We start from the raw sequence: 25,380 nt of genomic DNA, 5'->3' as shown, positions 1-25,380 counted from the left end.
GCTCACCCCGCCGTAGTGGGCTCGGCGATGAGCCAGCTGATGAACTTCGCAACCCGGCCCGCGGTGACCGGGAGGGTTCCGTGCGCGAGCTGGGAACCGTACAGCAGGGCGGTACCGGGTGCCGGGGCGACGCTCCAGCGGGTGCGAGGCATGCGCTGGAACCAGGTCGCGGAGTTATCGGCTCCGTCGTGGGCAAGCCACATGCCCTCCGCGTAGCCGTTCGAGGCGGCGTCGGAGGCCTTGCCGTTCCACAGCCGGTCGCTGGAGGCGGTCTCGACATAGAAGTCACCTCCGGCGTCGGCCTGGGTGATCACGACGCTGATGCCGGCGATCTGGCGGGGCCAGGCGAGCGGGTCGGGGGCGATGCCGTCGAGGTGGCTGGTGATGTGCTGGCCCACGCCGTACTCGACGTACGTCCACGGGCGGCAGAGGGTGATCGAGGGCATGACGCGGGAGAGCGCCGGGCGAGCACGTTCGAAGGCCTCGCCCAGGAGTTCCTCGGCGGCCGGGGGGATCGAGGGGATCTCGACGCGTCCGGCCGGCTCGTAGACGGCCATGGCCTGTTCGGGGCTGTGGCCGGGGATTTCGTGGATGGAGGTCCCGCGCTCGTCACCGAAGCGGCTGGTGCCGCCGCTGGTCAGGACGTCGTTCATCAGGTCGGCGAGGTGGGCCCGCTCGGCATCGCTGAGGAAGTTCTCGATGCTTCCGACGCCGACGGTCTCGGCAATGTGGATCACTTCGTGGTTCCCCCTTGCTGGAGCACACGGTGGATGTCGTTCAGGTCCGTGCAGTGGTTGAGCCAGCTGACAACCGGGCTGCGGGTGGCGGCCAGCGGGTCCTGCCACAGGGCGAGGAATTCTCCGGTCAACGGCAGGTCGTCGCTGTCGGGTAGTAGGCCCGCGTCAGGCGTCTCGGCCTGGGGCAGAGCGCCGCACGCGGTGCCATGCTGCTTGGCGAAGACGAGGGTGAGACGGGTCGCGGCTGCGGTGCGGCAGGCCCGCAGAAGGGCGGTTGCGGGCAGCGGCCGGTCGTACGCGAGGTGTTCGGTGACGGTCCATGCCTGGGCGATGGCAGCGCTGGCGGCGGCGACGCGGCAGGTCGCGCAGCACCTGAGGCCTGCGTCCGGGCAGAGGAGGAGGTACTCGCCGAGGGTGGCAGCAATCTCGTCCAGGACGGCCCAAGCGGTAGTGGCCAGCAGCGCGCCAACGTCAGGGCGCTCGTCCCCGGTGTTCTTGTGGTTGCAGCACGGCTCGCCCGCTCCGGGCTGTCTGCTGGAGGTGAGGGCGGGTTCGATGAACAGGGTGTGGAAGTAGGCGATCCGTCCCAGGAGCTGGTGGAGGGTGACCGCGTCACCGGGCTTCACCACAACACCTCCTCAGCCACTTCCGTCGGCACCGGCAACGGGCAGGCGCACGTGGTGCCGTCCGTCGGGCGCTCGGCGTCGAGTGCTGCGGCCAGAACAGCAGCGGCCTCGTCCAAGCGGGCGAAGTAGCCGTCCCATCCCTGACCGGAGCCGGGGTCCAAGCTCAGGTCGAGGACCGGAGTCGTGGTACCCGTGCTCTCGCAGGTGAGCTCCGAGCGGCTGACGTTGACCTCGATGCCTGCGGGCATGAGGGCGTTTGCCAAGGTGGCGGCCCGGCACAGGGCCGCAGCAGCTCCGGCGTACTCCTGGCGATCGCGAGCGAGGAGACCGATACGCAGCTCCGTGGGGGCCAGGTTCGTGCCGGTGTACTGGTGGCCCTGGCAGCTGTCGTACGTGACGAGCCCCCACGCCCGGGTGACCGTGTCGACCAACGGCCAGACGCCGGGTTCGATGGCCGCCCGCCACATCGGGTGGGCCGGGGTGAGATCGTCGGCCTCGTGGACGCCGGCGAGGCCCACAGTATTGATGTTTCCGTGCTCACTGGTGTGCAGCCTCACTTCGCCTCGGGCGAGGTCGAGAGCATCCCAGCTGGTCAGGAAGGCGTTCACGTTGCGCATGCTGTTCGGGGTGCGCTGGTGCCAGCGCACGCGCTGGCACCAGGCGCCGGCGGGATGGCCGGGCTGGGCCAGCAGTGCGGCGACGCCGTCGATCATCCGCATGCGGTAGTCGCAGTACGCGTCGTGATCGGCGGCCGGGTCCTGGCGCCAGCGGGTGGCGATGCACCCTCCGCCGCAGGAGGCGTGGTAGTCACAGGTCGTGCACTTGTCCATCAAGGCTTTGCCCTGCTTCAGCAGGAGCGAGTCCTGCTGGGCGCGGACCACCTCGTTCTCGTCGGCCGTGGACTCCAGCTGGGTAAGGCGGGCCTGGGGCCAGGGCAGTTCATCGCAGCTCCCGAGGCGGCCATCGGGGTAGAGGGTGAAGACGTGGTCGCACTTAAGGTCGGAGAAGTGGCAGAACCCTGTCGTCAGACCCCGTAATCGCCGGATCGTGGAGACGGCCGGTTCCAGCTTGATGCGGGCGAAGTGTCCGGCGGTGATCCAGTGAGCGGTGGCGGCAAGGACGAACTGGGCGTACTCGTCGGGATGGATCGCCCAGGCCGGGCCATCGGCTGCGTTCACGGCAGCCTGCTGAAGCAGCCGGCTGGCCGACTTGCGCCTGCTCGGCAGGGCCGTGGAGCGGCGGATCGTGGAGTCGAAGCAGGGTACGAAGCTGATCGTGTTGACCGAACCGAAGCTGGCGAGGTGGTCCAGCACATCTTCGGCGCGGTCCAGCACCGCCGGGGTCACCGCGGCGATCACACCGACGCTCCGGTCCCGCTCCGCGAGCAGGTTCAGGGAGGCGGCGACGCGCGGATACACGGGCTTGCCGTCGTAGCCGACACGCCACGCGTTGCCCTGGGCGTCACCGTCGAGGGAGATACCGATCCGGAGGTCTGGGCAGAGGGTGTCGAACATGTCGAGCCAGTCGGCGTCGAGCAGGACTCCGTTGGTCTGCAGGCTGACGCGTACGACCTGTGGCATGCCGGCCAGCTCCGCGAGGATCTCGCCGATGTGCTCCCGCCCCGCAGTCAGGGGCTCGCCGCCGTGGAGTTCGACGGCGAGCTTGCGGCCCTTGAAGATGCTGGCCAGGCGCCTGATCTGGTCGGCGCTGACCCGGGCACCCCCAGGGGCCTCCTTGCGCTTCTCGTAGCAGTAGAGGCAGTCGATGTCGCACGTCTCGCCGCGCGTCTTGACGATGACCGACACCGCGGTGCCGGTGTCATCGGCGTCCAGGCTCCGGTAGAGCCCGTCGATCGTGTGGCGCTGTTCTGTGCTGAGGTTCATCGGCTGCCCCCTCCTATGCTGCCGTGACCGGATGAATGGCTAGTCGGACAGACGCCCCAGCAGGGCGCCCTGGCCGGACTGGAGAATGTGCGCGGCCTCCAGCGGGATCCAGAAGCACTCGAAGTGAGTCGGCTCCTGCTCGCCGTCGTGGTCCTCCTGGCTCATCCACCGCTCCGGAGTCGGCTCGGTCAGCTCCAGGTGGAAGACGTGCCGGTGCTGGATCTCGAACCGGTACGGGCTGATGTCGTACTCGGTCTCGCCGAGCTTGCGGACGATCTTGAAGTCCGACAGGCCGGTCTCCTCGCGGGCCTCGCGCAGAGCAGCGGCCTCCGGGGTCTCACCGGGGCGGATGCTACCCGCGGGGACCTGGATGCCGACCTCCTCGTAGGAGTAGTCGGTGTGGCGGAACACCAGCAGGCGCCCGTCGCGCACGACGTAGACGAGTACCTTTTCCTTCGTGACCTTCTCGGGCATAGCGACAACCTCCACTTGGTCAGGAATGAGCTGAACTGAGGCCCTGGCCCCGCGTCGGACCCAGGGCTACATATCCCGAGGTCGCCCCACGGTCGGGGCGGGGTCTTCGGGAAGCCCACGAGTCTAGGCCAGCAAGTTCCTGTCGAATCAGCACTATTCAGTCGATGCGCTGGCTTGCAGGCGGTGGTTCCGGCGCCTGGGCCCCCGCGCAGGTGCTGCGTGAGAGGCTTCCGTCGCTCGTATGTACGGCGTCGAACGCGTCGCCGGTGAACGTGGCCTTCCCGTCGCACCGCGGGCCAGTTCGCCGGCACGTCCGGAGACCAGGTACTGGCCTCCGCGGCTGTCCCGGTCCGCCCTCGGATGCTTGGGCTCGGCAGGCAGGTCGAACTCGGCCCAGCACCGTTTGCCAGTCGCCGTGGGTTCCGCTCCGTGGCGGTCGGCGAGCACGGCTACGAGGTGCAGGCCGCGCCCAGACTCGGCATCCACGTCCACGGATCCCGCCTGCGGCAGCGCCTTCGTCGTGTCGTGCACCTCGACTACGAGCGCCGGACCCTCTCGATGGAGGTTGACTGTGACCAGGCCCGGCGCAGCATGCAGCACGGCGTTGGTGATCAGCTCGCCGACGACCAGCTCGACTCCGTTCAGCTCGTCCTCGCCAAGCCGTATGTTCCAGGAGCGAACGGCGGACACGACGCGGTGTCGTGCCTGCCGGGCGGCGGCTGCCGTGTGGGCGACGGGGAACGCGAGCTGGTGGTGCGCTGCCATGAGCGGGCCTCCTGAGCTGCCTGGCGTTGCGAGACCGCGGCGCGGTAGGTGACCTCGAACGGTCTTCGTGCTGCGGGGCGAGGACACAGTGTTCTCCGCTGGCCCTGTCTGAACGAGGCCCTGAGCGATGCCTAACGCAGCCGTTTCGTGCCCAACGAATGTCTAATCGGCGCGAGCGGCGATTTCTGCCCAACACATCTGTGGTGAGCATCGGTTGATGTCTAGCGTGGCTACGAGAGGAAGGCGTAGACGCGAGGGAGCCGCTGTGGAGCAATCAGGGCCGACCCTGTTCCAGACCCTGATCAATCAGCGGGGCTGGCAGGACTACCAGGTCTTCAAGAGGCGCTACGAGCAAGCGGCGAAGCAGTTAGCGGAGCTAGAGGGACCGCCTTCGGTCTCGACCGCGACGATCGAGAAGCGGCAGTTCTTCCGGTACGCGCACGGCGAGGTGCGGACCCCGCAGACCGTCGCTCGTCGCGTCCTGGAGTTCATGTTCCCCGGTATCCCGGCTGCCCGCCTCCTCACGCCTGCGCCGTCCAGGCCCGGGTCCTCGCCGCTTCACCCAGCGGCTGAGGAATTCAATGCAGCGGAACCGTCCGCGTACGGCCTTGAAGACGTGGTCATGGCGGCGGCCAATGAGTCGGCGCAGTTCGCGGCCAGGGCAGAGAGCAGCAACGTGGGACCGCACACGCTGGAGCAGCTGGAAGCTGATATCCGTCGCATAGTCGTTTCTTACCCGAACCGGCCTGTCGGGCCGCTGTTCCGCGAGGTGCGTGCCCTGCGCGACCGCGCCTTCGAACTCCTCGAAGGACGGCAGCCACCGCGGTACACCTGCGACCTGTACGTCGGCGCGGGCATTCTGTGCGGAGTCCTGGCGAACGCCAGCTTCGACCTGGGCCGCTACGACGCCGCCGAGACGCAGGCCCGCACTGCCTTCCTGTTCGGCGAGCTCGCCGGCCACAACGGACTGCGCTCCTGGGTACGCGGACTCCAGGCTCTCATCGCGTACTGGGACGGCCGCCCGGTCGACGCCGTACGCCTCGCCGACGCCGGAAGCACGTTCACGCCCGAATCCGGCACGGCTCAGATCCGCCTGGAGAGCATCAAAGCGCGCGCGTACGGCCAGCTCAACCGCGGCAGCGACGCCCTGGCCGCCCTCAGTGCCGCCGACCGTCTGCGGGACCGCCTGGTCGAGGGGGACGAACTACCCGGCGGGATGATGGCCTTCCCGGTCGAGAAGCAACTCTTCTACGCCAGTAGCACGCACCTCTGGCTGGCCGGATCCCAGCATCTCAGTGATGCCGAGGTCCGTGCAGATGAGGCGGTGGAGATGTTCGAGGTTGCACCGCCGGAACAGCAGCGGCTTGGCGAGATGTCACTGGCCCGCATGGACCTGGCCATGGCCCGGTTGGGCCGGGGTGACATCGACGGCGCTGCCAACCAGGTCCACGCAGTCCTCGGGGTCAGCGCTCGGCGCCGCACGGAAAGCGTCGACCGCCGGATGGGCCACTTCAGCCGTCAGCTCGAGCTGCATCCCGGTGCTGGGTCACCTGCCGCGATCGGGCTTCGTGAGGTGATCATTGCTCATCAGGAACGAACGCCAGCTCAGCTCCCGCCAGGAGGCAGCCAGTGACCACCGTGACCCTCTTGCACCCCGGCGCCATGGGCGCGGCCGTCGCCACCCAGGCCGTTGCGGCAGGCCACGAGGTGCTGTGGGTGCCTGTAGCCCGCAGCGAGGCGACCCACCGACGGGCGAAAGAAGCTGGTGCCACCGCATGCGACTCGCTCAGCGAAGCGCTGGAGCGAAGCACGGTCGTCCTGTCGGTCTGTCCGCCACAAGCCGCAGAAGACGTGGCGGCCACTGTCGCAGACCGCAACTTCAACGGCGTGTACGTCGACGCCAACGCGATCAACCCCCAGCGTATGCAGCGCATCGCGGAGGAGATCAGGCCGGGTGCCACGGTCCTGGACGGGGCGATCTTCGGGCCGCCACCTGGTGGCCAGCGGATTGCCCGCCTCTACCTCGCAGGCGACGGCCCGGCGGTAGACCTGGTGGAGCCCCTGTTCAAGGACACCGCGCTGCACGTCCGCCGGGCGAGCGGCAACGTCGGCTCCGCCTCCGCGCTGAAGATGGCGTTCGCCAGCTACCAGAAGGCCGCTCGAACCCTCGCGGGAGTCGCCCACGCGCTGGCCGACGCCCACGGCGTCGGCGACCAACTCACTGCCGAGGCCGAGGTGATGGCGTCCAATATCCTCTCCGACCCCGGATACTTGCCCAGCGTGGCCGCACGCGCCTGGCGCTGGGCACCCGAGATGCAGGACATCGCCGAGACCCTTCGTGCGGCCAACTTGCCTGCGGACATGGCCGAAGCGGCGGTCGCGGTGATGTCCCGCTGGGAAGGGGACAAGGACCAGTACGACCTGGAGCTGGCCGACGTCCTGGCCCACCTGCGAAACCAGGGGTGACTCCCTGGCGGCCACCGCCGCCGGGCAGAGCCGATATTTGTCCTAGGCGGTAGGCCACGAAGTCAAACAGCGTGGCGGTTGGAGACCGGGCCGGATGCCGCGCGCGGTTCCAATCGACGCCGAGCGAGAAGCGGGAGACGGTCGGGTCGTCGACGTTGGTCTACTCGACGATATTTGATGTCCTCCAGGTGGACCGGCTTGCGGACCCAGTCGTTCTCCAGGTCCGTGAGCCAGCCCTGCCCGAGGAGGTGTACGTCGGCGCCTGCGGCTCGGGCGCCTACGGCGACCGCCCACAGCCATCGTTCGATCCCGCCGTAGCTGGCGGGGTGGAAAGGCGTAGCTACCAGGGAAGTCACAGACGCCGACGAGTACTTATGCCTCCGTGATTCCGTCCGCCGAGATACGGCGGAAGCCGAGGTACGGGAAGAGAGATTCGGGAAGGACGAGGGAGCCGTCCCGCTGCTGGCACTGCTCGAGGAGCGCGGCCACGGTGCGGCCGATGGGGAGGCCGGAGCCGTTGAGGGTGGCGACGAGCTTGGGCTTGCCGTCCTCGCCTCGGGTGCGGATGTTCGCGCGGCGGGCCTGGAAGGTGCCGAAGTTCGAGATCGAGGAGATCTCGCGGTACGTGTTCTGGCTGGGGATCCAGACCTCGATGTCGTACGTGAGCTGGGCGGAGAAGCCCGTGTCACCCGCGGCGAGCTTGACGACGCGGTAGGCGAGGCCGAGCTCCTTCAAGCAGGCCTCGGCGTGGCCGACCATCGTCTCCAGCGTGGCGTCGGCGTCCGCCGGGTCGGCCATCTGGACGATCTCGACCTTGGCGAACTGGTGCTGGCGGATCAGGCCGCGGGTGTCACGACCGTACGAGCCCGCCTCGGACCGGAAGCACGGCGTGTGCGCGGTCAGGGCCAGCGGCAGGTCGGCCGGCGGGATGATCTCGTCGGCATAGAGGTTGGTCAGGGGTACCTCGGCTGTGGGGATGAGGAACAGTTCACGGTCGGCGACGCCGGTCTTGAACAGGTCCTCCTCGAACTTCGGCAGCTGTCCGGTGCCGGTCATCGTCTTGCGGGTGACCAGGTAAGGGACCGCGTGCTCGACGTACCCGTGGCGACGGGTGTGGATGTCGAGGAAGAGCGTCGCCAGGGCGCGCTCCAGCGCGGCGCCGGCGCCGCGGGAGACAGCGAAGCGGGGGCCCGACAGCTTCGTGGCGCGGGCGAAGTCGAGGATGCCGGTGCCCTCGCCCAGGTCGACGTGGTCCTTCGGTTCGAAGGAGAAGGTCGGCGGGGTGCCGACGCGCCGGACCTCGACCGCGAACTCCTCCGAGTCGCCGTCCGGGGCCGCGTCATCGGGCAGGTTCGGGATAGTCAGGAGCAGATCGGTCAGCTCCTCCTGCACCTGCTCATGCTCGGTGTCGATATCCCGGATCTGGTCCTTCAGGGCGCGGGCGCGCTCCTTCAGCTTGGAGATGTCGCCGCCCTGCTTGGCCGTCTGCTGGACCTCGCTCGCCACCCGCTTGGCCTCCGCCCGCATCTCGTCGGCTGAGCGGATGCTCTGGTTGCGCCGGGACTGGAGGTCTTCCAGCCGGGACAGGTCCAGGGAGTAACCGCGACGAGCGAGCCGACGAACTGCTTCGGCACCCATTTCAATCAGGGCGCGGGCGTCATGCATGAGGAAGATCCTTTATATCCAGCGAGCGGGATGGGGAGACGCCATCGACGTTAGCAACGGTTGGGCTCGCGCCGATCCGAAATATCGCCAGGCTCAGCCGCTCAAGATCAGAGGCGGGACGGTGTCGCATTGCCGTTCGTGGCAGGGTCGCCCTCATGCGGATTTTGGTGATGGGTGGCACCTGGTTCCTTGGTCGGGCGATCGTTGACGACGCACTTCGACGCGGGTGGGAGGTCACGACGTTCAATCGGGGCCGCTCTGGTGCGGTCGAGGGTGCCGACACCGTCCAGGGCGATCGGACCAGTCCCGATGACCTGAAGCGGCTCGCCTCACACGGACCGTGGGATGCCGTGATCGACACATCCAGCAGCGAGTTCCCGCCACGTGACGTGCTCCTCGCTGCCGATGCCCTGCGCCCGGCCGCCGCCCGGTGGGTTCACGTCTCCACGGTCTCCGTCTATCAGGGCTGGCCCCATCACCCGCTCACCGAGGACTCCCCGCTGCTGGAGTGCCCGCCGGATGCCGATGAGTCGTTCGGGCACGCAGGCGCCGACGGCAGCCCGACGAAGTATGGGTTCCAGAAGGCTGGGGGAGAGGCTGCCGTGCGCGCCGCCTTCGGGGACGGCGTGGTGTTCCTGCGGCCTGGAGTGATCTTGGGGCCGGGCGAGTACGTCGGCCGCCTCCCCTGGTGGCTCGCCCGTGCCCAGCGCGGCGGCGCGATCGTCGCCCCGGCACCGGCCGCCCAGATGATCCAGCCTGTGGACGTGCGGGACGTCGCCACCTTCGCGGTAGATCAGGCCGCTGGCACCGCGGGCCCCGGCCGGGCATTCAACATCGCCCACCCCGAGGGCATCAGCTGGGCCGGCTTCATCGCCACATGCCAGGCCGTCACCGGTAGCACCGGCAGCCCGGTGTGGGCCGATGCGGCGGCACTCACCGCGCACGGGGTGAAGCAGTGGACGGAGCTTCCGCTGTGGCGCACCCACTCCGGGGTGTGGTCCGTCGACGTCTCCCGTGCCGTGGCGGCCGGGCTCCGCTGCCGTCCGCTCGCCGACACCATTGCCGACACCTGGGCGTGGATGCAGGCAGACGGTCGGCCCGTCGAACATCCGAGGTGGGCCGAACAGGGCGTGGACCCTGCCAAGGAAGCCCAGATCCTCACCGCCCTCGGCCACCCGTAGGCACAAGGGGGCAGGGTCAGGGCTCGATGGCGAGGAGCCCGCTCCCCGTGGCCAGCTGCCTCGGAGCCGAGAGGCGCCCGAATTCCTCGATCTGTTCGCCGAGCGTGAGAGCCACCCGCGTCTCCCTGAACGCGGGGGCCGTCAGAGCCCGCCGCAAGCCGCTGGTGCGTTCCAGCAGTCCCGCCACACGCTGTTCCGCCGGGATCTCCACACCGTCGCCGCCGCGTCCAGGTCGCCCCGAAGCACCGACGTTGTGTCATCGTCGGCATGGCAGCGGTGCTGCGCGGCGGTGGACAAGGAGAACCGCTGAGTCGGACCAGCGTCGACGGGGAGAAGGGACTCATGCTGGGGAGTGGGAACTCGGGGTGCGGGGCCCTCTCGAATTCTGCGCGTGTCCGAGTGCGCGGTAGCGTCCCTGTGAGACCAAGCGTGGAAGGGACGGTCACCGAATGCCGCACAGCACTGATAGCGCCGACGGGCGTGAACAGCTCGGCCTGATCCTCGACTTCGCCGGAGTGCTCACAGCCAACCCGCTCGCTGTCCACCGTGCGTGGTGCGTATCCGAAGGACTGGCCCCGGAGGCGTGGCGTTGTATCCTCAACGACCACCCAGAGGGTCGGCGTCTGTACGCGGCCCTGGAAGTCGGGGAGATAGGGCAGGCGGAGTGGAACGAGGGCACTGCCGCTCTCCTGGGTGCGCACGTGGACCCGGCGAACTTGATGGGCCGGGCGTGGGACCGGGTGCCAGTGGCTCGTCGGATGGCTGCGCTCGCCCGTGCAGCACGGGCGGCTGGTCATCGAGTCGCCCTGCTGTCCAACAGCTTCGGTCTGGACCCGTTCAACCCGTACGAGCACGTCGGAATCTGGGACCTGTTCGATGTGCACGTCGTCTCCGAGCTGGTCGGCATGGCCAAACCTGATCCGGCGGTCTACCGGCTGACCCTGGACCGCATTGGCCTGCCTCCCGAGCAGTGCGTGTTCGTGGACGATCACGCGGTGAACCTTCCGCCGGCCGCGGAGCTGGGAATCACCACCGTCCACGCTACTGATGAGGACGAGGCCGTTGCGGAGCTTGAGGCTCTTCTGGGAGTCAGTGCGGTCCTCGCCGCGTGACCGCAACTTCCGGCTGATCAAGGGCTGTCGGCCGCGCCGCCCCTGCAGCGGTCGTCTACCGCTACGGTCCTGGCGTCGGGTTCGTGGCGCACCACGACGAGGTCACCGACGTCGAGCGCGAGCGGGCTCGGACCGATGGACAGCCCGTCGTCGGAGGCGACCTCACCCTGCTCGTCTGGCTCAACACACCTGACTCCTACGCCGGGGGCGAGCTGTTCTTCGAGAACCCGGCGCAGGAGATTTAGCCTCCCTGCGGCACCCTGGTTGCCTTCCCGGCTACCCGCGACCACATCCACGGAGTACGGCCGATCACGAGGGCAGAACACATCACCCTCGTCATCCGCACTAATGCCGAGAGTTTCTAAAGTCTCTGTCGATCGGGATTCGGCGTGGTCAACGTGAGCCGGGCGGCTGCAGGAGGCAGTGGTGGGCCCGGACCGCTGGCGCTGATGTCCAGCGACAGGTGGGCGATCTGGTGGAGCCCAAGCGGTCATACCTCCGAGTCGGGGATACTGGTGCGTCGGTGATCTCCCTAGGTGATCTCGTTGTCACGCAACGCGCCATAGGGTGATCATGATTTCTGGTTGTGATTGCGTCGATGAAGGAGTCTCGTCAGGTGGCGACCGCTACGGAGTTTCCGCAGGGCGCAGAGGGCGGCACCGAGCGGACTGCGGCGCTGCCGCCGGTTCCTGAACCGGGGCAGGTGGTGAAGGTCCGGGGCTCCACTTGGGCGGTATCGGATGTCCGCCGGCAGGGTCTGCCGCGGAGTCCTGCCGATGAGGGGGTTCCGGGCCTCGCGCATGTCGTGAGTCTGCAGTCGCTGGACGAGGACCGGCTCGGTCAGGAGCTGACGGTGGTCTGGGAGCTGGAGGTCGGGCACACCGTCGCCCCGAACCAGGGCCTCCCTGAGACCGTGCGGCCGGAGGCGTTCGATGACCCGAATACGCTCGCCGCATTCGTGGACGCGGTCCGCTGGGGCGCGGTCACCTCGGCGGACGCGGATTCCTACCAGGCTCCTTTCCGGAGCGGCGCAAATGTGGAGGCGTATCAGCTGGAGCCCCTGCGGCGGGCTCTGCAGTCGTCGCGTACGAACCTGCTGCTCGCGGACGACGTGGGTCTGGGCAAGACCATCGAGGCCGGCCTCGTCGTCCAGGAGCTGCTGCTGCGGCACCGTGCGCGGTCCGTGGTCATCGTCTGCCCACCGAGCCTGTCGTTGAAGTGGCAGGACGAGATGCGGGAGAAGTTCGGCCTCGACTTCGTCATCGTTAACAGTGAGCTGATGGCGAAGGTGAGGCGGAGCCATGGGCTGAACGCCAACCCGTTCCGGCTCTTCCCTCGCGTGATCGTGAGCATGGCGTGGCTGCCGTCGCTACGGGCGCAGCGTCTGTTGCGCGACGTGCTGGCCGATGTGCGAAGCTCCGGGACGGCCAGGCGGTACGCGTTTGATGCGCTGGTGGTCGATGAGGCGCACCATGTGGCGCCGGCCAGCCCGACGGCGGCACCGGGCCAGCGTGGCTACGCGGTGGACAGCAACCGGACGACGGCGACGAAGAAGCTCGCGGAGGCGTGCGAACACCGGCTGTTTTTGAGCGCGACGCCGCACAACGGCTACTCGGAGTCGTTCACCGCCCTCCTGGAGATGATCGACGGCCGCCGGTTCACGCGTGGCGCGAGCATCGATGAGCGGGCGCTGAGGGACGTGATGGTGCGGTGGCTGAAGAGCGATCTGCCGGAGAAGGGGTTCAAGGCCCGGAAGCTGGGGACCTTGCCGTTCACGCCGTCGGAGGAGGAGCAGCGGCAGTTCGAGCGGCTGGAGCGGCTGCTGACGGAGAGTGCCCGGGCGAACGGCAAGGGATCGGGCGGCGATATCGTTGCGATGCTGCTGAAGAAGCGTTTTCTGTCCAGCCCGTGGTCGTTCGCCCGCACGCTTGAGCTGTACGAAGGGGCGGACGGCGGCGACCGGCAGCTGCAGGTGGACGACGAGGACGAGTACTACACGGAGGTTCTGGGCAGCGCCCAGTCGGACGAGGAAGAGGGCGCGGCCGAGCACCCCGAGTTCACCGCGCTTCGCCACTCGAAGGGTTCGGATCCCCTGGTCGCGGCCACCAGCAGCGAGATCGCCTCGCTCGTGGAGTGGGGGCGGGGGTATGAGCACAAGCCTGACTCCCGGCTGGAAGAACTGCTGTCCTTCCTGGGCGGCGTCTGCCGCCCCGATGGCCGCCACTGGACCAACGAACGGGTCGTGGTGTTCACCGAGTACGCGGCCACCCTCGACTGGATCGCCGGCATCCTGCGCCAGCGCGGCTACAACGACGTACTGGAGGTCATCCAGGGCTCGACCCCCACCGAGGAGAGGGAGAAGATCCGCGCCAGGTTCACCGAGAGCCCTGCCAAGCACCCGGTCCGCGTCCTGCTCGCCACCGACTCCGCGGGCGAGGGCATCGACCTGCAGACCCACTGCTACCGCCTGGTGAATTTCGACATCCCCTTCAACCCGTCCCGCCTGGAGCAGCGCATCGGCCGGATCGACCGGTACGGGCAGACGCGGAACCCGGAGATCTTCCACTTCGTGCCCGTTTCCAGCTCCACGACGTACGACGCGGACATGAAGTTCATGGGGATCATCGCGACGAAGGTCGGGCAGGCCACCGAGGACCTCGGCAAGGTCAACCAGGTCATCGACGCCGCGGTGCAGGAGCACTTCGCTCCCACCCGTACAACGCGCAAGGCACGACTGACCGCCCCGGACGACGCCAACGAGGTGATCACCCGAGTGCTGGCCGGCGGTATTGAGCTGAACCGCAAGCTGACCCAGCTGTCGGATACGTACGGCGAGGCCAAGGCCGCCATGCACCTCACGCCCGCCAATGCGCGCCGGGTCGTGGACACCGCACTCACCCTGACCGCACAGCCCCCGCTCGTCGAGATCGGCGACGACCGCACCGAGGCGCAGGTCTTCGAGGTCCCCAACCTCGGCCGCTCCTGGCAGGCGGCGCTGCGCGGCCTGGACACCCGTCTTGAACCGGGTGTGCTGCGTCCCATCACCTTCGACGACCAGGCCGCCCAGCAGCGCACCGACCTCGTCCACATCCACCTCGGGCACGCCCTCATGCAGCGGGCCACCCGAACCCTGCGCTCCGCCCTGTTCAGCACGGACTCCCCGGTCCACCGGGTCACTGCCGTCATCGCCCCCGACCTTCCCCAGTCGTGCGTCGCCGCCGTCTCCCGGCTCGTCCTGGTCGGACGCGGCGGGCTACGCCTCCACGAGGAGGTCTTCCTCACCGGTGTCCGCCTGCGTGGTCAGGCACTCGCGGAGGCAAAGGTCGAGCAGGTCCTCGACGAAACACTCGACTCCGAACAGCTGCTCCTCGCAGACGACGAAGTACGGGCCCACCTTGCCGAGCAGTGGAACGACGACGGCGCCCGGTTGCGCAGCCGCCTGCTGACCGCGATGGAACGCAAGAGCGCCAGCCGCCAGGAAAAGGTCACCGAGGCGCTCACCCAGCGCCGGGACTCCGACATCGCACGCGCCCAAGAGATCTTCGGCGCGTTCCGGATCAATCTGCGCGAGTCCCGTGACCGCCTGGAGCAGGCCATCCGCGCCGAGGAGGAGCTGCTGTTCACCGACGATCAGCAGAAACAGCGTCGCCGCGACCTGAACCACATGAACGAACGCCTGGAGAGCCTGGGAGACGAGGAAGAGCGCGAGATCGCGTCGATCCGGGAGCGCTACAGCGACATCAAGCCCTACGTGTCGGCCGCCGCGGTCGTGTTCGCCCTTACTCCCGAAGACGCGAAGAACGGAATGGTTACGGCATGAGCCGCAAGTACGCCCCGACCGCCGCCGGACTACATCGCGCCTGGCTCGAACTTGTCGACGCAGACGGCCCGTTCCTTGCCATCCCCGCCCTGGAACGCGTCTGGCCCCAAGGCATTCCTCAGCCTGACACCCGTGCGCTCGACGCCATCAAGGACGCCAAGCCCGCCTTCGAAAAGGCGTGGGAGAACTGGGATGAGCACCCCGACGACGAAGCCGCCCTCGCCCTCTACCGCGAGGCCCGCGACACCTGGGTCGATCTCGTCCTGCGTCAGGGCCTGCGCTGGGGCGCCTCCTACACCGTTCCCGCCCCGGCTGCCGCCGAGGTCCACTCGCCTGACTACACCATCACCGTGCGCGCCGACGGCGCCCTCATCCAAGGCGACACCGCCGGGGCCCTGGTCCTCGTCACCGACCCGGTCGACTCCCTGCGTGACCCGCTCACCGACGGCTGGTCAGCCGGCCCCATCGACCGCATGGAAGAGCTGCTGCGCGCCTCCGGTATCCCCATTGGCGTCGTCACCGACGGCCGCTGGTGGGGACTCGTCAGCGCCCGCCCGCAGACCATGGTCGCCTCCGGCATCGTCGACGCCCAGACCTGGATCGAAGAGCCCCCAACCCGCAACGCCTTCATCGAACTCCTCCAACGCCGCCGGCTGATCGGCGGCAAACTGCAGGAGCGGCTGACCGAACTGTTCGGCGAGTCCGTCACCGCCGCCGAGAAGATCACCGAAGCCCTCGGCACCCAGGTTCGCCGCGCCGTTGAACTCACCGTCCAAGCTCTCTCCGAAGGCGCCCTGGACGCGCGGCGACGCGGCGAGGCCGACCCGTTGCCCGCGCAGCGCGGCGAGGTCTACGAGGCCGCCGTCACCGTCATGATGCGCGTCGTCTTCCTCCTGTTCGCCGAAGAACGCGGACTGCTGCCGCAAAGCCGACTCTTCGCAATGGGCTACGGCATCAGCGACGAACTCGACCTCCTCGACGCGCGGGAAAAGGAGGAGGGTGAACAGTCACTCGACGCCACCTTCCTGACCTGGCACCGACTCCTCGCCACCTCCCAGGCTCTATACCGGGGCGCGTCCTTCGAAGACCTGCGTCTGCCCGAGTACGGCGGTTCCCTCTTCGACCCGGCACGCTTCCCCTTCCTCACCGCCTGCGACTCCCAGGACACTCTGGCCATCACGGTCAGTGACCGCGTCATGCTCGAAGTCCTGCGCGCCGTCCAGATCGCCCAACTGCCCGGCGGGGCCCGCCGGATCTCTTTCCGTGACATCGACGTCGAACAGATCGGCTATATCTACGAGGGCCTCCTCGGGTACTCCTGTGTACCCGCCAAAGAGATCGTCGTCGGCCTCATCGGCAGTGCGGGCTCCGAGCCCGAGATCCCCCTCGCCACCCTCGAGGAACTCAGCCAGGCCAAGCGAACCGAAGCTGCACTGACCGATGCGATCCTCGCCTGGGTCAAGCAGAACCAGCCGGCGGCGAAGCCGTCCAGCAAGGTCGCCCTCGCCAAGGCGCTGAGGGAGGGCGAGACCCTCGACGACACCGAGATCGCCCTGCGCGACGTCACCGACGACCCCGAACTACGCGAACGGCTCCGACCGTTCATCGGCGTCATCCGCCGCGATCTGCGAGGCCGCCCCCTCGTCGTCGAACCCGGCGGCGTCCTGCTGGTCGAGACCCCCTCGCGGGCCTCGGCGGGCGCGCACTACACACCGCGCTCACTGGCCGAGGAAGTCGTCCGGTACGCACTCGAGCCTCTCGTCTACGCACCCGGCCCGCACCAGACCACCAACCAGGATGCATGGCGGCCCCTCGACTCCGACCAGATCCTCGAACTGCGCATCGCCGACATCGCCTGCGGCTCGGGCGCCTTCCTCGTCGCCGCCGCCCGCTACCTAGCCGACCGCCTCGTCGAGGCGTGGCAGCGCGACGGCGCGGAGTCTGGAAGACCCCCGCACGACCTGCTCGTCCACGCCATAAGGACCGTCGTCGCGACCTGCCTGTACGGTGCAGACATCAACGGCATGGCCGTGGAAATGTGCAAGCTATCGCTGTGGCTGGTCTCCCTCGACCCCAAACTGCCCTTCTCCTTCGTCGACGACAAGGTGCTCCACGGCAACGCCCTCCTCGGTCTGACCGACGCTGACCAGCTACGCCGCCTCCACATCGACCCTGCCGCGGCCGGCAACCAGCTCAGCGTCTTCGCCCTCGACGTCGACGACATCCTCGGCCAGGCGACCCGCCTGCGCCGCCAGCTCGCCAGCGAGGTCGACGACAGTGACCCACAGCGCTCGGCCGCCACCAAGCGGCGCCAGTGGCGCAGGTACCAGGAACTGACCGCGCAGCTCGCCGATGTCGCGGATGGGGTGATCGCGGCCGGGCTCCAGTGGGGCGGGAAGCCCGGGAAGCAGTTGAAGGCGGCGTACGAGAACCTGCGCATCGCGGTGGAGAACGCGTACCCCGCCGGGGGCGACGAGGCGGACCGGGATCGGACGATGCTCGACGGCATCAAGGAGGCCGGGCTCACTCCGACGGTGACGACGGACTATGCGCGGTGGAAGCCGCTGCACTGGATTCTGGCCGTGCCGGATGTGATGGAGCGGGGTGGGTTCGACGCGGTGATCGGGAACCCGCCGTTCTTGGGTGGGCAGAAGCTCACAGGCTCGATGGGGACCAACGTCCGAGACTGGTTCGTCAACACACTTGCGGGCGGGCGGAAGGGGAGCGCGGACTTGGTGGCGTACTTCTTCCTCCGCGCGCACGGGCTGCTCTCGCGGCGGGGCGGGCTCGGGCTGATCGCGACGAACACCGTCGCCCAGGGAGACACCCGGCAGGTCGGCCTCGACCGGCTGGTCTCGAAGGACTTGACGATCACCCGCGCGATCCAGAGCCGATCGTGGCCCGCGGCCAGCGCCAATCTGGAATACGCGGCAGTGTGGGGCAGCCGGGCCAGCATCAACTCGACAGTGCCCCGGATCGTCGCCGAGATCAACGACGACATCGAGGTTGAGCGGATCTCCACGCTGCTGGAACCGGGGGGCCGGGTAGACGGTGATCCGGTTCGGCTGGTGGAAAATGCGGGAGACGCGTTTATCGGCTGCTACGTACTGGGCATGGGCTTCGTGCTGGAACCCGATGAGGCCGCGGCATGGATCGAGGCCGATGCGCGGAACAAGGACGTCTTGTTCCCCTACCTCAACGGCGAGGACCTCAACTCCCGCCCAAGTACCTCACCTTCACGATGGGTCATCGATTTCAACGACCGGGCGGAGCAGCAGGCGCAAGAGTACGAGCTGCCGTATCAGCGAGTCCTGGAGCGGGTAAGGCCTGAGCGGGCGAGGAACAAGCGGAAGCCCCGGCGGGAGCGGTGGTGGCAGTTTGCCGAGCTGGCACCCGCGATGCGGGAGGCAGTCGCAGACCTGGACGAAGTTCTTACTATCGCGCTGGTGAGCAAGACCGTGATGCCCATGCGCGTGCCGAGTGAGCTGGTATTTAGCCACAAGCTGGCTGTCTTCGCGACGGACTCGTACGCTCACCAGGCCGCACTCTCGTCGAGCCTCCACCAGATGTGGGCAATCAAGTACGGCTCCACGATGCGAACCGACGTCAACTACTCACCTTCGGACGTCTTCGGCACTTTCCCTCGGCCTCGACAGGCTGACGAGCTGATCGACATCGGTCGCTCCCTGGACGTCGGCCGTCGCGAGGTCATGCTCCGTCGCGGCCTCGGCCTCACCAAGCTCTACAACCTGGTCAGCGATCCTGGCGTCTCCGACTCCGCCGACCACGACGTAGCCCGCGTCCGCGAGATGCATGTCGAGCTCGACCGGGTCGTTATGGCCGCCTACGGCTGGGACGACGTTCCCTTGGACCACGGCTTCCACACCTACCGGCAGATGGAGCGCTGGACGGTGAGCCCCGCCGCCCGGGTGGAGATCCTCGACCGCCTCCTCGAAGAGAACCATCGCCGTGCCGCCTCGCAGGGCGTTGTCAGTCCCACCGGCAACAATGAAGCCATCGAGGAAGAGGAGGGAGACGAGTGACTACCCCCCAGAGCAACAGCGCCCAACCCGCAGCCGGCGCCACCCAGGCCCCGCCGTACGGTCTCGCCCTCGACCCCGACGGCCGTTCCTGGACGGCCCGCGAGAACCTGGTCGACATCCTGGAGCGTGAGCTCCTGGGCCCGACCAACGGCCCGGACGAGATCCTCGAAGGCGTCCCTGACTCGGCCTACCTGGTCGGCCGGATCGCGCCCGTTCGGCTCACCGCCGGCCGCGACGACCTGGGCGAGGCGGGCTCGGACGATCCGGCGAGCGACGTTGGCGATGCGGTGGACGCCGACGAGAGCCGGGGTGTGCCGCTGACCGCCGTTGACGACAGCAGTGCCAGTTCGGAGGAGGACGACGTCGAGGACCAGCCCCAGAAGCGTGGGCTGATGATCCCGGCGTCGATGGGGCTCAGGTGCCAGATCCCTGATGATCTGGACGAGATTACGGTGACTGCCTCATGGGGCACGTACGAGCCGGTGCAGGAAAAGCGCGGCGAGGGTATGGAAGCGGCCGGGATCGAGGGCGCAGTGCCTGCTCTTCCCTTCCGCCGGTTCCAGCGCACGCCGCACTCCATCCCTAAGACGATCAAGATCGCCGATCTCAAGCAGTCCCAAACGACCGAGATCCCCCTGAAGGACAAGGTCGTGCTCCGGGTGGATCGTTACGACGATGTCGAGCGTGGTTGCCACCTGATAGAGGTGGTGTTGTGCAACGACCGGGAGACCCCACGCAAGATCCCGGTGGAGGCGTGGCTGTACCAGACCAAGGTGTCGGTGTCGGCTGGTGGGGCGGAGGTGTTCCTGCCGGTCAATGACGTCCTTTTCGATACGCGTGAGGAGCCGGAGGACGAGCTGCGTCGGCTGCGGCTTCAGTACCGCAACCGTCTGGAGTTCGCTCACGGCCGGACCTGTTCGGTGGACTGGAAGGTGGCCGGGGGAGCGCGTAGGGCGAGTGAGGTCTGGACCACGTGGCTACCGGTGAGTGAGACGCCGCAGACTGCCGCCGAGGAGATCGGGGCGGCCCTGCTGGACATGCGCAAGCTCCAGGAGGCATCAGCCGACGTGCTGCGCGTCGGGCTTGAGCCGATCATCGCGGGCTATGGGGCCTGGCTGGACGGCGAGGAGCAGCGGGCCGAGGCGCTGCCGGAGCACCTGCGGGCGGAGGGGCTGGAGGCGGTGGGCGACGCGCGCCGGGTGCAGCAGCAGCTCGCGGACGGTCTGACGTTCCTCCTCGGGGACGAGGAGGCGTTGCGCTGCTTCCGGTTCATGAACCGGGTGATGGCCGATCAGCGTGTGCAGTCGCAGGTTGCGGAGCGGCGGGCGAGTGCACCCGAGGAGAGCATCGAGGCGGCCCGCGAGGCGATCCTCGCAGAGAAGGGGGCCCGGGCGCATTCGTGGCGTACCTTCCAGCTCGCCTTCGTGCTCATGCAGTTGCCGCTGCTGTCCGATGCGGCGGCTGAGAAGCGGTCGGGGGATCTTGCCAAGGCGCAGCTGCTGTTCTTCCCGACCGGTGGCGGCAAGACCGAGGCGTATCTCGGTCTGGCCGCGTACACGTTCGCGATCCGGCGCCGCCAGGGCGTCGTGGACGCCTTCGACGGGCCGTTGGACGGCCGGTCCGGGGTCGCCGTCCTCATGCGGTACACGCTGCGCCTGCTCACCGCCCAGCAGTTCCAGCGTGCCACCACCCTGGTGTGCGCGGCGGAGATGGCGCGACGCGATGATGTGGCGACTTGGGGAGAAGAGCCGTTCCGGATCGGGCTGTGGGTCGGTACCGATGTGAGCCCGAAGCGGTATGACGAGGCCGCCGAGCAGTTGCTGAAGGCCCATGGGGGTCGCGGTTATCGGTTGACGGTGCTGCAGATCCAGCGTTGCCCGTGGTGCGGTACCCGGGTTGAGGCGCGGGACGTGCGGACGGAGCCGGCGCTGCGCCGGGTGTACGTGTACTGCGGTGACGAGCTGGCCGAGTGTCCGTTCGCTGATGGCGGCGAGGTCCCGGACGGGCTGCCGGTTCTCACGGTGGATGAGGAGATTTACCGGCTCGCGCCGGCGTTCGTCATCGCCACCGTGGACAAGTTCGCCCGTCTGGCGCGGGAGGGCGAGGCCGCCTCACTCTTCGGGCATGTCTCGCGGCGCTGCGAGCGGCACGGGTTTGTCCACCCTGATTATCAGCAGTGCGACATCAAGGACGGCAGCAAGCACCCCAAGAAGGATGGCTACCCGGCCGCCCCAGTGCATCCAGTCACTCGGCTGCGGCCCCCGGATCTCGTCATCCAGGACGAACTCCACCTGATCACGGGAGCTCTCGGAACCACGGTTGGCCTGTTCGAGGTGGCCATCGATGTGATGACCGACTGGCGGACGAAGGACGGGCGCCCGGTGCGTCCATTGCTCGTCGCCTCCACCGCCACCGCACGCAACGCCTTCGAGCAGGTCCGTGCGCTGTACGGGCGGGATGTCACCATCTTCCCGCCGCAGGTACTGGACGCCGGGAACACCTTCTTCTCCAAGGAGCTCCCTGTTTCCGAGGAGAACCCGGGGCGTCGGTATGTCGGGATCAGTACGACCGGAGTGCGCTTGACCACGGCTGAGATCAGGGTTGCCGAGGTCCTCATGGCCGGCGGGCAGCTGCTCCTCGACCGCTCCGGCAGTGTGGCCGATCCCTATATGAGTCTGGTCGGCTACTTCAGTGCCACCCGTGAGCTGGCGGGCATGGCCCGGTACATGAGCGATGACATCCAGACCGCGCTGGCGAAGGGCCGGCCTTGGTCGAAACTGCCCCGCCGCACTGGTACCGAATTCGGTTCGCTGAATGTCGCCGAGCTGACCTCGCGTGTGGCCAGCGCCGAGATCACCGCGACCTTGGACCGGATGGCGATGTCGTTCGACCCCGCCTTCGACTCCACCGCGGGCAAGCGAAGCCGGCGCGCGCTGCGGGAGGCGAAGAAGCCGGAACCCACCCGCGAGGTCAACCCGTACGACGTGGTGCTGGCCACCTCCATGCTGCAGGTGGGCGTCGACGTGACCCGCCTCGGTCTGATGCTCGTGGTCGGTCAGCCGAAGAACACGGCCGAGTACATCCAGGCGTCCTCCCGCGTCGGCCGGGACGCGGACCGGCCGGGCCTGGTCCTCGCCCTGGGGAACTGGGCGCGGCCTCGTGACCTCGCACACTTCGAGCAGTTCCGGCACTACCACGAGACGTTCTACGCGCAGGTCGAAGCCCTGTCGGTCACCCCATTCTCGGTGACCTCCCTTGAGCGGGGTCTGGACGGTGTGCTGGTGAGTGCGGCCAGGGTCCTGCAGGCGGCAAAGGCCGGCCATGGTCAGGGGCTGTCCCCGGAGGGTGGTGCGGGCCGTATCGAGGCCGAGCAGCAGTTCGCTGATGAGCTCATCAAGGCGCTCGTGTCCCGGATCGAACGGGCTGGGGACGAGGACGCGGCCGAACGGGCCCGGCTGCGTTTGAAGAACCGGCTCGACCAGTGGGGGCAGCGGCGCAAGCACCTGGTGGAGCACCGTAAGTCGCTGGTGTACGAGAGGGTCGTGGACGACACTCGGCACGACGCGCTGATGATGAGCGCGGAGAACGCCAAGGCGGGCCTCGACACGCGGGACGCGCCGCCGTTCATCGTGGCCAACTCGATGCGTGAAGTGCAGCCGGAGATCAACCTCCTGGTGAGCCCGATCAAGGAACGACTGGTGTATATCGCGCCCGTCAACGCACCCCAGTGGGTGATGCCGGAGGAGAAGAAGTCATGACCGAGGAGACGCGCTTCGTCTACGACGCGACGAAGGCCGTCGACCCGCTCGGCGACCTGGAGGAGGAAGCGGGGAAGCAGGCCAAGCACAACCGTGCCAAGGTCGGCTCCGCCCGCCCGTCCTCCCTGCTCTACACCTATGGCCCCGGGTCGATCATGGACCTGCCGCAGTTCACGGTCATGCCCACCGGCCTGGACGACTGGGAGCAGATCTGGCGCCGACGCGACTCGCTGCCGCCGACGATCCACGCCCCGCGGCTGCGGGATGCCGTCCGCAAGATGCTGCGCTCGCCCGATGTCCAGCTGAGGCCGCACCCGTGGCAGCCGAAGAAGAACAGCCGCTCGGCCGAGGGCAACGACCTTGGTGTGCCGGCGCGCGTTTTCCCGCAGTGGCTGCGGTGCACGGGCTGCGACATGCTCGGGATGCTCTCCCAGTTCGACTACAAGAACACCCACCCGTTCAGGACGGACCTGGCCGGTTTCGAGCACGCCAAGTGCACTGGTCGGTCCGGGAACCCCAGCCGTAAGGCGATGCGCCGTACCGCGATCCCTGCCCGGTATCTCCTGGCGTGCGCCGACGGGCACCTGGACGAGTTCCCGTACGAGCTGTGGGTGCACCACGGGCAGCCGTGTACCAAGGCAGAGATGCCGGCGCTGAAGATGGTCGACCGGACCGCCGGCAAGGGCGCCTCGGCCATGATCAAGTGTGCGTCCTGCGATATGCAGAGGCCCATGAACGAGGCCCAGGGCGAGGCCGGGAAAGACAAGCTGCCCAGGTGCCGGGGCCGCCACCCCCACCTGGACGCATTCGAACCGGGAGGCTGCGGGAAGGACACCCGACTGATGCTGGTCGGCGCCTCCAACCTGTGGTTCCCGGCCACCCAGTCGATCATCGTCATGCCGGAATCCCAGAAGGAGGAAGCCGACGACCTCGCCGACCGGATCCGTATCACGCTCGGCGACAAGCTCGGCAAGTACCGCCAGCACCTCGACATGATCCGAGACCTGCTGGAGGGCCGGGTGGACGTCACCGCACTGTCCGACCACGAGCTGCAAGCGATCCTGGAAACAGCATCAGCCCCCCAGGCCACACCGGAGGAGCTGGAGGAGGAACTCCGAGACTGGGACCCCGTCGACCTGCTGGTTCCCGAATGGCGCTACCTGCTGCCGGATATCGACGGCAAGCGGGTCGAAGACCTCAAGAGCGGGCTCACCCTGGCCACACGGCAGCGAGGCGAGCAGCTCCAGCCGGAAGTCACCCGTGTCCTGGCTGTTGAGAAACTCCGCAAGGTCAACGCGCTCGTCGGCTTCACGAGGATCGACGACATGGACCGTGTCGGAGACCTCCCGCGCCGACTGGCACCTCTGACGCGTACGCCCCGCCCGACCTGGACGGTGGCAACCGAAGACCGCGGAGAAGGCATCTTCCTACAGCTCGACGAAGACCGCGTCGCGGCCTGGGAGAAACGTATCGGGGACACCAGCCTCTGGCAGGCCCACCGCGAAGCCCACCAGAGGAACTTCGAGCGACGCTTCTCCGAGACGGCCGTCCACGTCCCCGCCGACAGTCGGCTCAAGCCACCGCGCTACTGGCTCGTCCACACCTTCGCCCACATCCTCATCCGCGAACTCGCCCTCACCTGCGGATACTCCGCCGCCAGCCTCAGCGAACGCCTCTACGCCTGGCCCGCCGCCGAAGGACGCGAACCCGCGGCCGGACTCCTTATCTGCACCACCGCCTCCGACAGCGACGGCACCCTCGGCGGACTGGTCCAGCTCAGCGACCCCACCCGCCTCCAACGAGTCGTCGCCGGCGCCCTCCGCAAAGCACGCCGATGCTCCTCCGACCCCGTCTGCTCCACCCGCACACCGCGGACTCCCGAGGACTTCCTCCACGGCGCGGCCTGCCACTGCTGCGTCATGGCCTCGGAAACCTCCTGCGAGCGGGCAAACCGATTCCTCGACCGCCGCTTCCTCACCGACCTGCCCGGGAGCAACCTCGGGTACTTCTCAGCCCATGAGTGAAGCCGAAGCCGCCCGCCGCCTCGGCCAGCTCCTCACTATGAGCGAAGCCAAAGGCATAGCCGACCGACTCACCGACGGCGACACACTCACCACCGCACTGAAAGTGATCGCCTCCGGCCACCGGACAGAAGTACGCACCCTCCTGGACACGGTCGCCACAGGCTCCGGAACGCCACGGCAACTCATCCCCCTCCTGCGCGCCGTGGAGGGAGCACGTGCGCTGCCCACGACGCTCACCCCGCTGTGGACCATGCCCGGACACCTGGTCCAGAGCGGCCCGCTCACCACCTCCGTGCCCCACCTGGTGGACAACGCACGCCACTCAGTGACCTGCTCCACCTTCAATTTCCAGAAGACCTCAGGCCTGTGGACCGCCCTGCACAGAGCGGCACAGCGCCCCGGAGTCTCCGTACGCGTCTACATGGACACCCGGGCCGCAGGTGGCAGCGGGCAGCACCGCTCGCCCACGAGCGCCGAAGTGGCCGAGCATCTGAAACCGGCAGAAGTGTGGCGAACCCAGGACTTTGATGGAACGTACGTCCGCAACCACGCCAAGTTCCTTGCCATCGACCACCACCTCCTCCTGGTGACCAGCGCCAACTTCTCGTGGAGCGCGGAGAACAACAACATCGAGTTCGGCGTCCTCATCGACAACCCGAACCTCACCGAAACCGTCGAGCGGGAACTACGCGACGTGGCCGGAACCCTGTACGAACGGGTAGCAAGCCGGTAGACCAAGCCCACGCGGCGCAGGGCACAACGGCCATACGGCCGACCCGCACCACCCGCCCGCCGCCGTGAACCGACGGCGATCACCTTGGCCGAT

The 25,380-nt window shown here is 68.1% G+C and carries 16 protein-coding genes; 10 read left to right on the top strand and 6 right to left on the bottom strand.

What is annotated here, in order from left to right:
* Positions 1 to 2: 2 nt before the first annotated feature.
* The 5 genes from ACIBEA_RS14115 to ACIBEA_RS14095 all read right to left on the bottom strand — a co-directional run bounded on the left by ACIBEA_RS14115 (position 3) and on the right by ACIBEA_RS14095 (position 4,485).
* Positions 3 to 737: a hypothetical protein gene (locus ACIBEA_RS14115; RefSeq protein ID WP_399260470.1), complete on the bottom strand. Its 735-nt coding sequence runs from the start codon at positions 735 to 737 to the stop codon at positions 3 to 5.
* Complete coding sequence (locus ACIBEA_RS14110) at positions 734 to 1,366, bottom strand: hypothetical protein (protein ID WP_399260468.1); 633 nt, start codon at positions 1,364 to 1,366, stop codon at positions 734 to 736. The genes ACIBEA_RS14115 and ACIBEA_RS14110 overlap by 4 nt, the downstream gene beginning before the upstream one ends.
* On the bottom strand, positions 1,360 to 3,246 hold the full coding sequence (locus ACIBEA_RS14105; protein ID WP_399260467.1) for a radical SAM protein: 1,887 nt from the start codon (positions 3,244 to 3,246) through the stop codon (positions 1,360 to 1,362). The genes ACIBEA_RS14110 and ACIBEA_RS14105 overlap by 7 nt, the downstream gene beginning before the upstream one ends.
* Positions 3,247 to 3,285: 39 nt before the next feature.
* A complete protein-coding gene (locus tag ACIBEA_RS14100) occupies positions 3,286 to 3,720 on the bottom strand; it encodes an NUDIX domain-containing protein (RefSeq protein ID WP_053678445.1) in 435 nt (144 codons plus the stop codon).
* A 153-nt stretch (positions 3,721 to 3,873) separates the two neighbouring features.
* Complete coding sequence (locus ACIBEA_RS14095; RefSeq protein WP_399260465.1) at positions 3,874 to 4,485, bottom strand: ATP-binding protein; 612 nt, start codon at positions 4,483 to 4,485, stop codon at positions 3,874 to 3,876.
* A 265-nt stretch (positions 4,486 to 4,750) separates the two neighbouring features.
* On the opposite strand from ACIBEA_RS14095, the gene ACIBEA_RS14090 reads away from it, so the two are divergent.
* The gene (locus ACIBEA_RS14090) at positions 4,751 to 6,118 is read left to right on the top strand and encodes a hypothetical protein (RefSeq protein ID WP_399260464.1); all 1,368 of its coding nucleotides are present in this window, start codon (positions 4,751 to 4,753) and stop codon (positions 6,116 to 6,118) included.
* On the top strand, positions 6,115 to 6,951 hold the full coding sequence (locus ACIBEA_RS14085) for a DUF1932 domain-containing protein (protein WP_399260462.1): 837 nt from the start codon (positions 6,115 to 6,117) through the stop codon (positions 6,949 to 6,951). Before ACIBEA_RS14090 ends, ACIBEA_RS14085 begins: the two co-directional genes overlap by 4 nt.
* A gap of 372 nt (positions 6,952 to 7,323) precedes the next feature.
* Here the strand turns inward: ACIBEA_RS14085 and serS are convergent, their stop codons facing one another.
* Positions 7,324 to 8,616, bottom strand: a complete 1,293-nt coding sequence (gene serS, locus ACIBEA_RS14080; RefSeq protein ID WP_399260460.1) for a serine--tRNA ligase — start codon at positions 8,614 to 8,616, stop codon at positions 7,324 to 7,326.
* A 170-nt stretch (positions 8,617 to 8,786) separates the two neighbouring features.
* Between serS and ACIBEA_RS14075 the strand changes: the two genes are divergently transcribed.
* From ACIBEA_RS14075 to drmC, 8 genes are all read left to right on the top strand, one after another.
* Positions 8,787 to 9,797, top strand: coding sequence for an NAD-dependent epimerase/dehydratase family protein (locus ACIBEA_RS14075; protein WP_399260829.1), 1,011 nt, complete (start codon positions 8,787 to 8,789; stop codon positions 9,795 to 9,797).
* Positions 9,798 to 10,246: 449 nt separating this feature from the next.
* Positions 10,247 to 10,909, top strand: coding sequence for an HAD-IA family hydrolase (locus ACIBEA_RS14070; RefSeq protein ID WP_399260458.1), 663 nt, complete (start codon positions 10,247 to 10,249; stop codon positions 10,907 to 10,909).
* 83 nt (positions 10,910 to 10,992) lie between these two features.
* The gene (locus ACIBEA_RS14065; RefSeq protein WP_399260456.1) at positions 10,993 to 11,154 is read left to right on the top strand and encodes a hypothetical protein; all 162 of its coding nucleotides are present in this window, start codon (positions 10,993 to 10,995) and stop codon (positions 11,152 to 11,154) included.
* Positions 11,155 to 11,507: 353 nt separating this feature from the next.
* Entirely contained in the window at positions 11,508 to 14,729 is a 3,222-nt protein-coding gene (gene drmD, locus ACIBEA_RS14060) for a DISARM system SNF2-like helicase DrmD (protein WP_399260454.1), read from the top strand.
* Positions 14,726 to 18,772, top strand: coding sequence for an Eco57I restriction-modification methylase domain-containing protein (locus tag ACIBEA_RS14055; protein WP_399260452.1), 4,047 nt, complete (start codon positions 14,726 to 14,728; stop codon positions 18,770 to 18,772). Before drmD ends, ACIBEA_RS14055 begins: the two co-directional genes overlap by 4 nt.
* Complete coding sequence (drmA, locus tag ACIBEA_RS14050; protein ID WP_399260450.1) at positions 18,769 to 22,530, top strand: DISARM system helicase DrmA; 3,762 nt, start codon at positions 18,769 to 18,771, stop codon at positions 22,528 to 22,530. The genes ACIBEA_RS14055 and drmA overlap by 4 nt, the downstream gene beginning before the upstream one ends.
* Positions 22,527 to 24,554 (top strand): DrmB family protein, encoded by a 2,028-nt coding sequence (drmB, locus tag ACIBEA_RS14045; RefSeq protein WP_399260448.1) that lies wholly within the window; start codon positions 22,527 to 22,529, stop codon positions 24,552 to 24,554. The genes drmA and drmB overlap by 4 nt, the downstream gene beginning before the upstream one ends.
* Entirely contained in the window at positions 24,547 to 25,287 is a 741-nt protein-coding gene (drmC, locus tag ACIBEA_RS14040) for a DISARM system phospholipase D-like protein DrmC (protein ID WP_384127597.1), read from the top strand. Before drmB ends, drmC begins: the two co-directional genes overlap by 8 nt.
* The last annotated feature ends 93 nt before the right edge of the window (positions 25,288 to 25,380 follow it).

Source organism: Streptomyces sp. NPDC051555 (assembly GCF_044454405.1).
GTDB lineage: Bacteria > Actinomycetota > Actinomycetes > Streptomycetales > Streptomycetaceae > Streptomyces.
Note: the sequence above shows the minus strand (reverse complement) of the source record. Positions and strands in the feature narration are given on the sequence as shown.

Coding starts and splice junctions, on each gene's coding strand:
- ACIBEA_RS14105 (WP_399260467.1), bottom strand. CDS start 3,246: ATGAACCTCAGCACAGAACAGCGCCACACGATCGACGGGCTCTACCGG.
- ACIBEA_RS14100 (WP_053678445.1), bottom strand. CDS start 3,720: ATGCCCGAGAAGGTCACGAAGGAAAAGGTACTCGTCTACGTCGTGCGC.
- ACIBEA_RS14095 (WP_399260465.1), bottom strand. CDS start 4,485: ATGGCAGCGCACCACCAGCTCGCGTTCCCCGTCGCCCACACGGCAGCC.
- serS (WP_399260460.1), bottom strand. CDS start 8,616: ATGCATGACGCCCGCGCCCTGATTGAAATGGGTGCCGAAGCAGTTCGT.
- ACIBEA_RS14075 (WP_399260829.1), top strand. CDS start 8,787: ATGGGTGGCACCTGGTTCCTTGGTCGGGCGATCGTTGACGACGCACTT.
- ACIBEA_RS14070 (WP_399260458.1), top strand. CDS start 10,247: ATGCCGCACAGCACTGATAGCGCCGACGGGCGTGAACAGCTCGGCCTG.
- drmD (WP_399260454.1), top strand. CDS start 11,508: ATGAAGGAGTCTCGTCAGGTGGCGACCGCTACGGAGTTTCCGCAGGGC.
- ACIBEA_RS14055 (WP_399260452.1), top strand. CDS start 14,726: ATGAGCCGCAAGTACGCCCCGACCGCCGCCGGACTACATCGCGCCTGG.
- drmB (WP_399260448.1), top strand. CDS start 22,527: ATGACCGAGGAGACGCGCTTCGTCTACGACGCGACGAAGGCCGTCGAC.
- drmC (WP_384127597.1), top strand. CDS start 24,547: ATGAGTGAAGCCGAAGCCGCCCGCCGCCTCGGCCAGCTCCTCACTATG.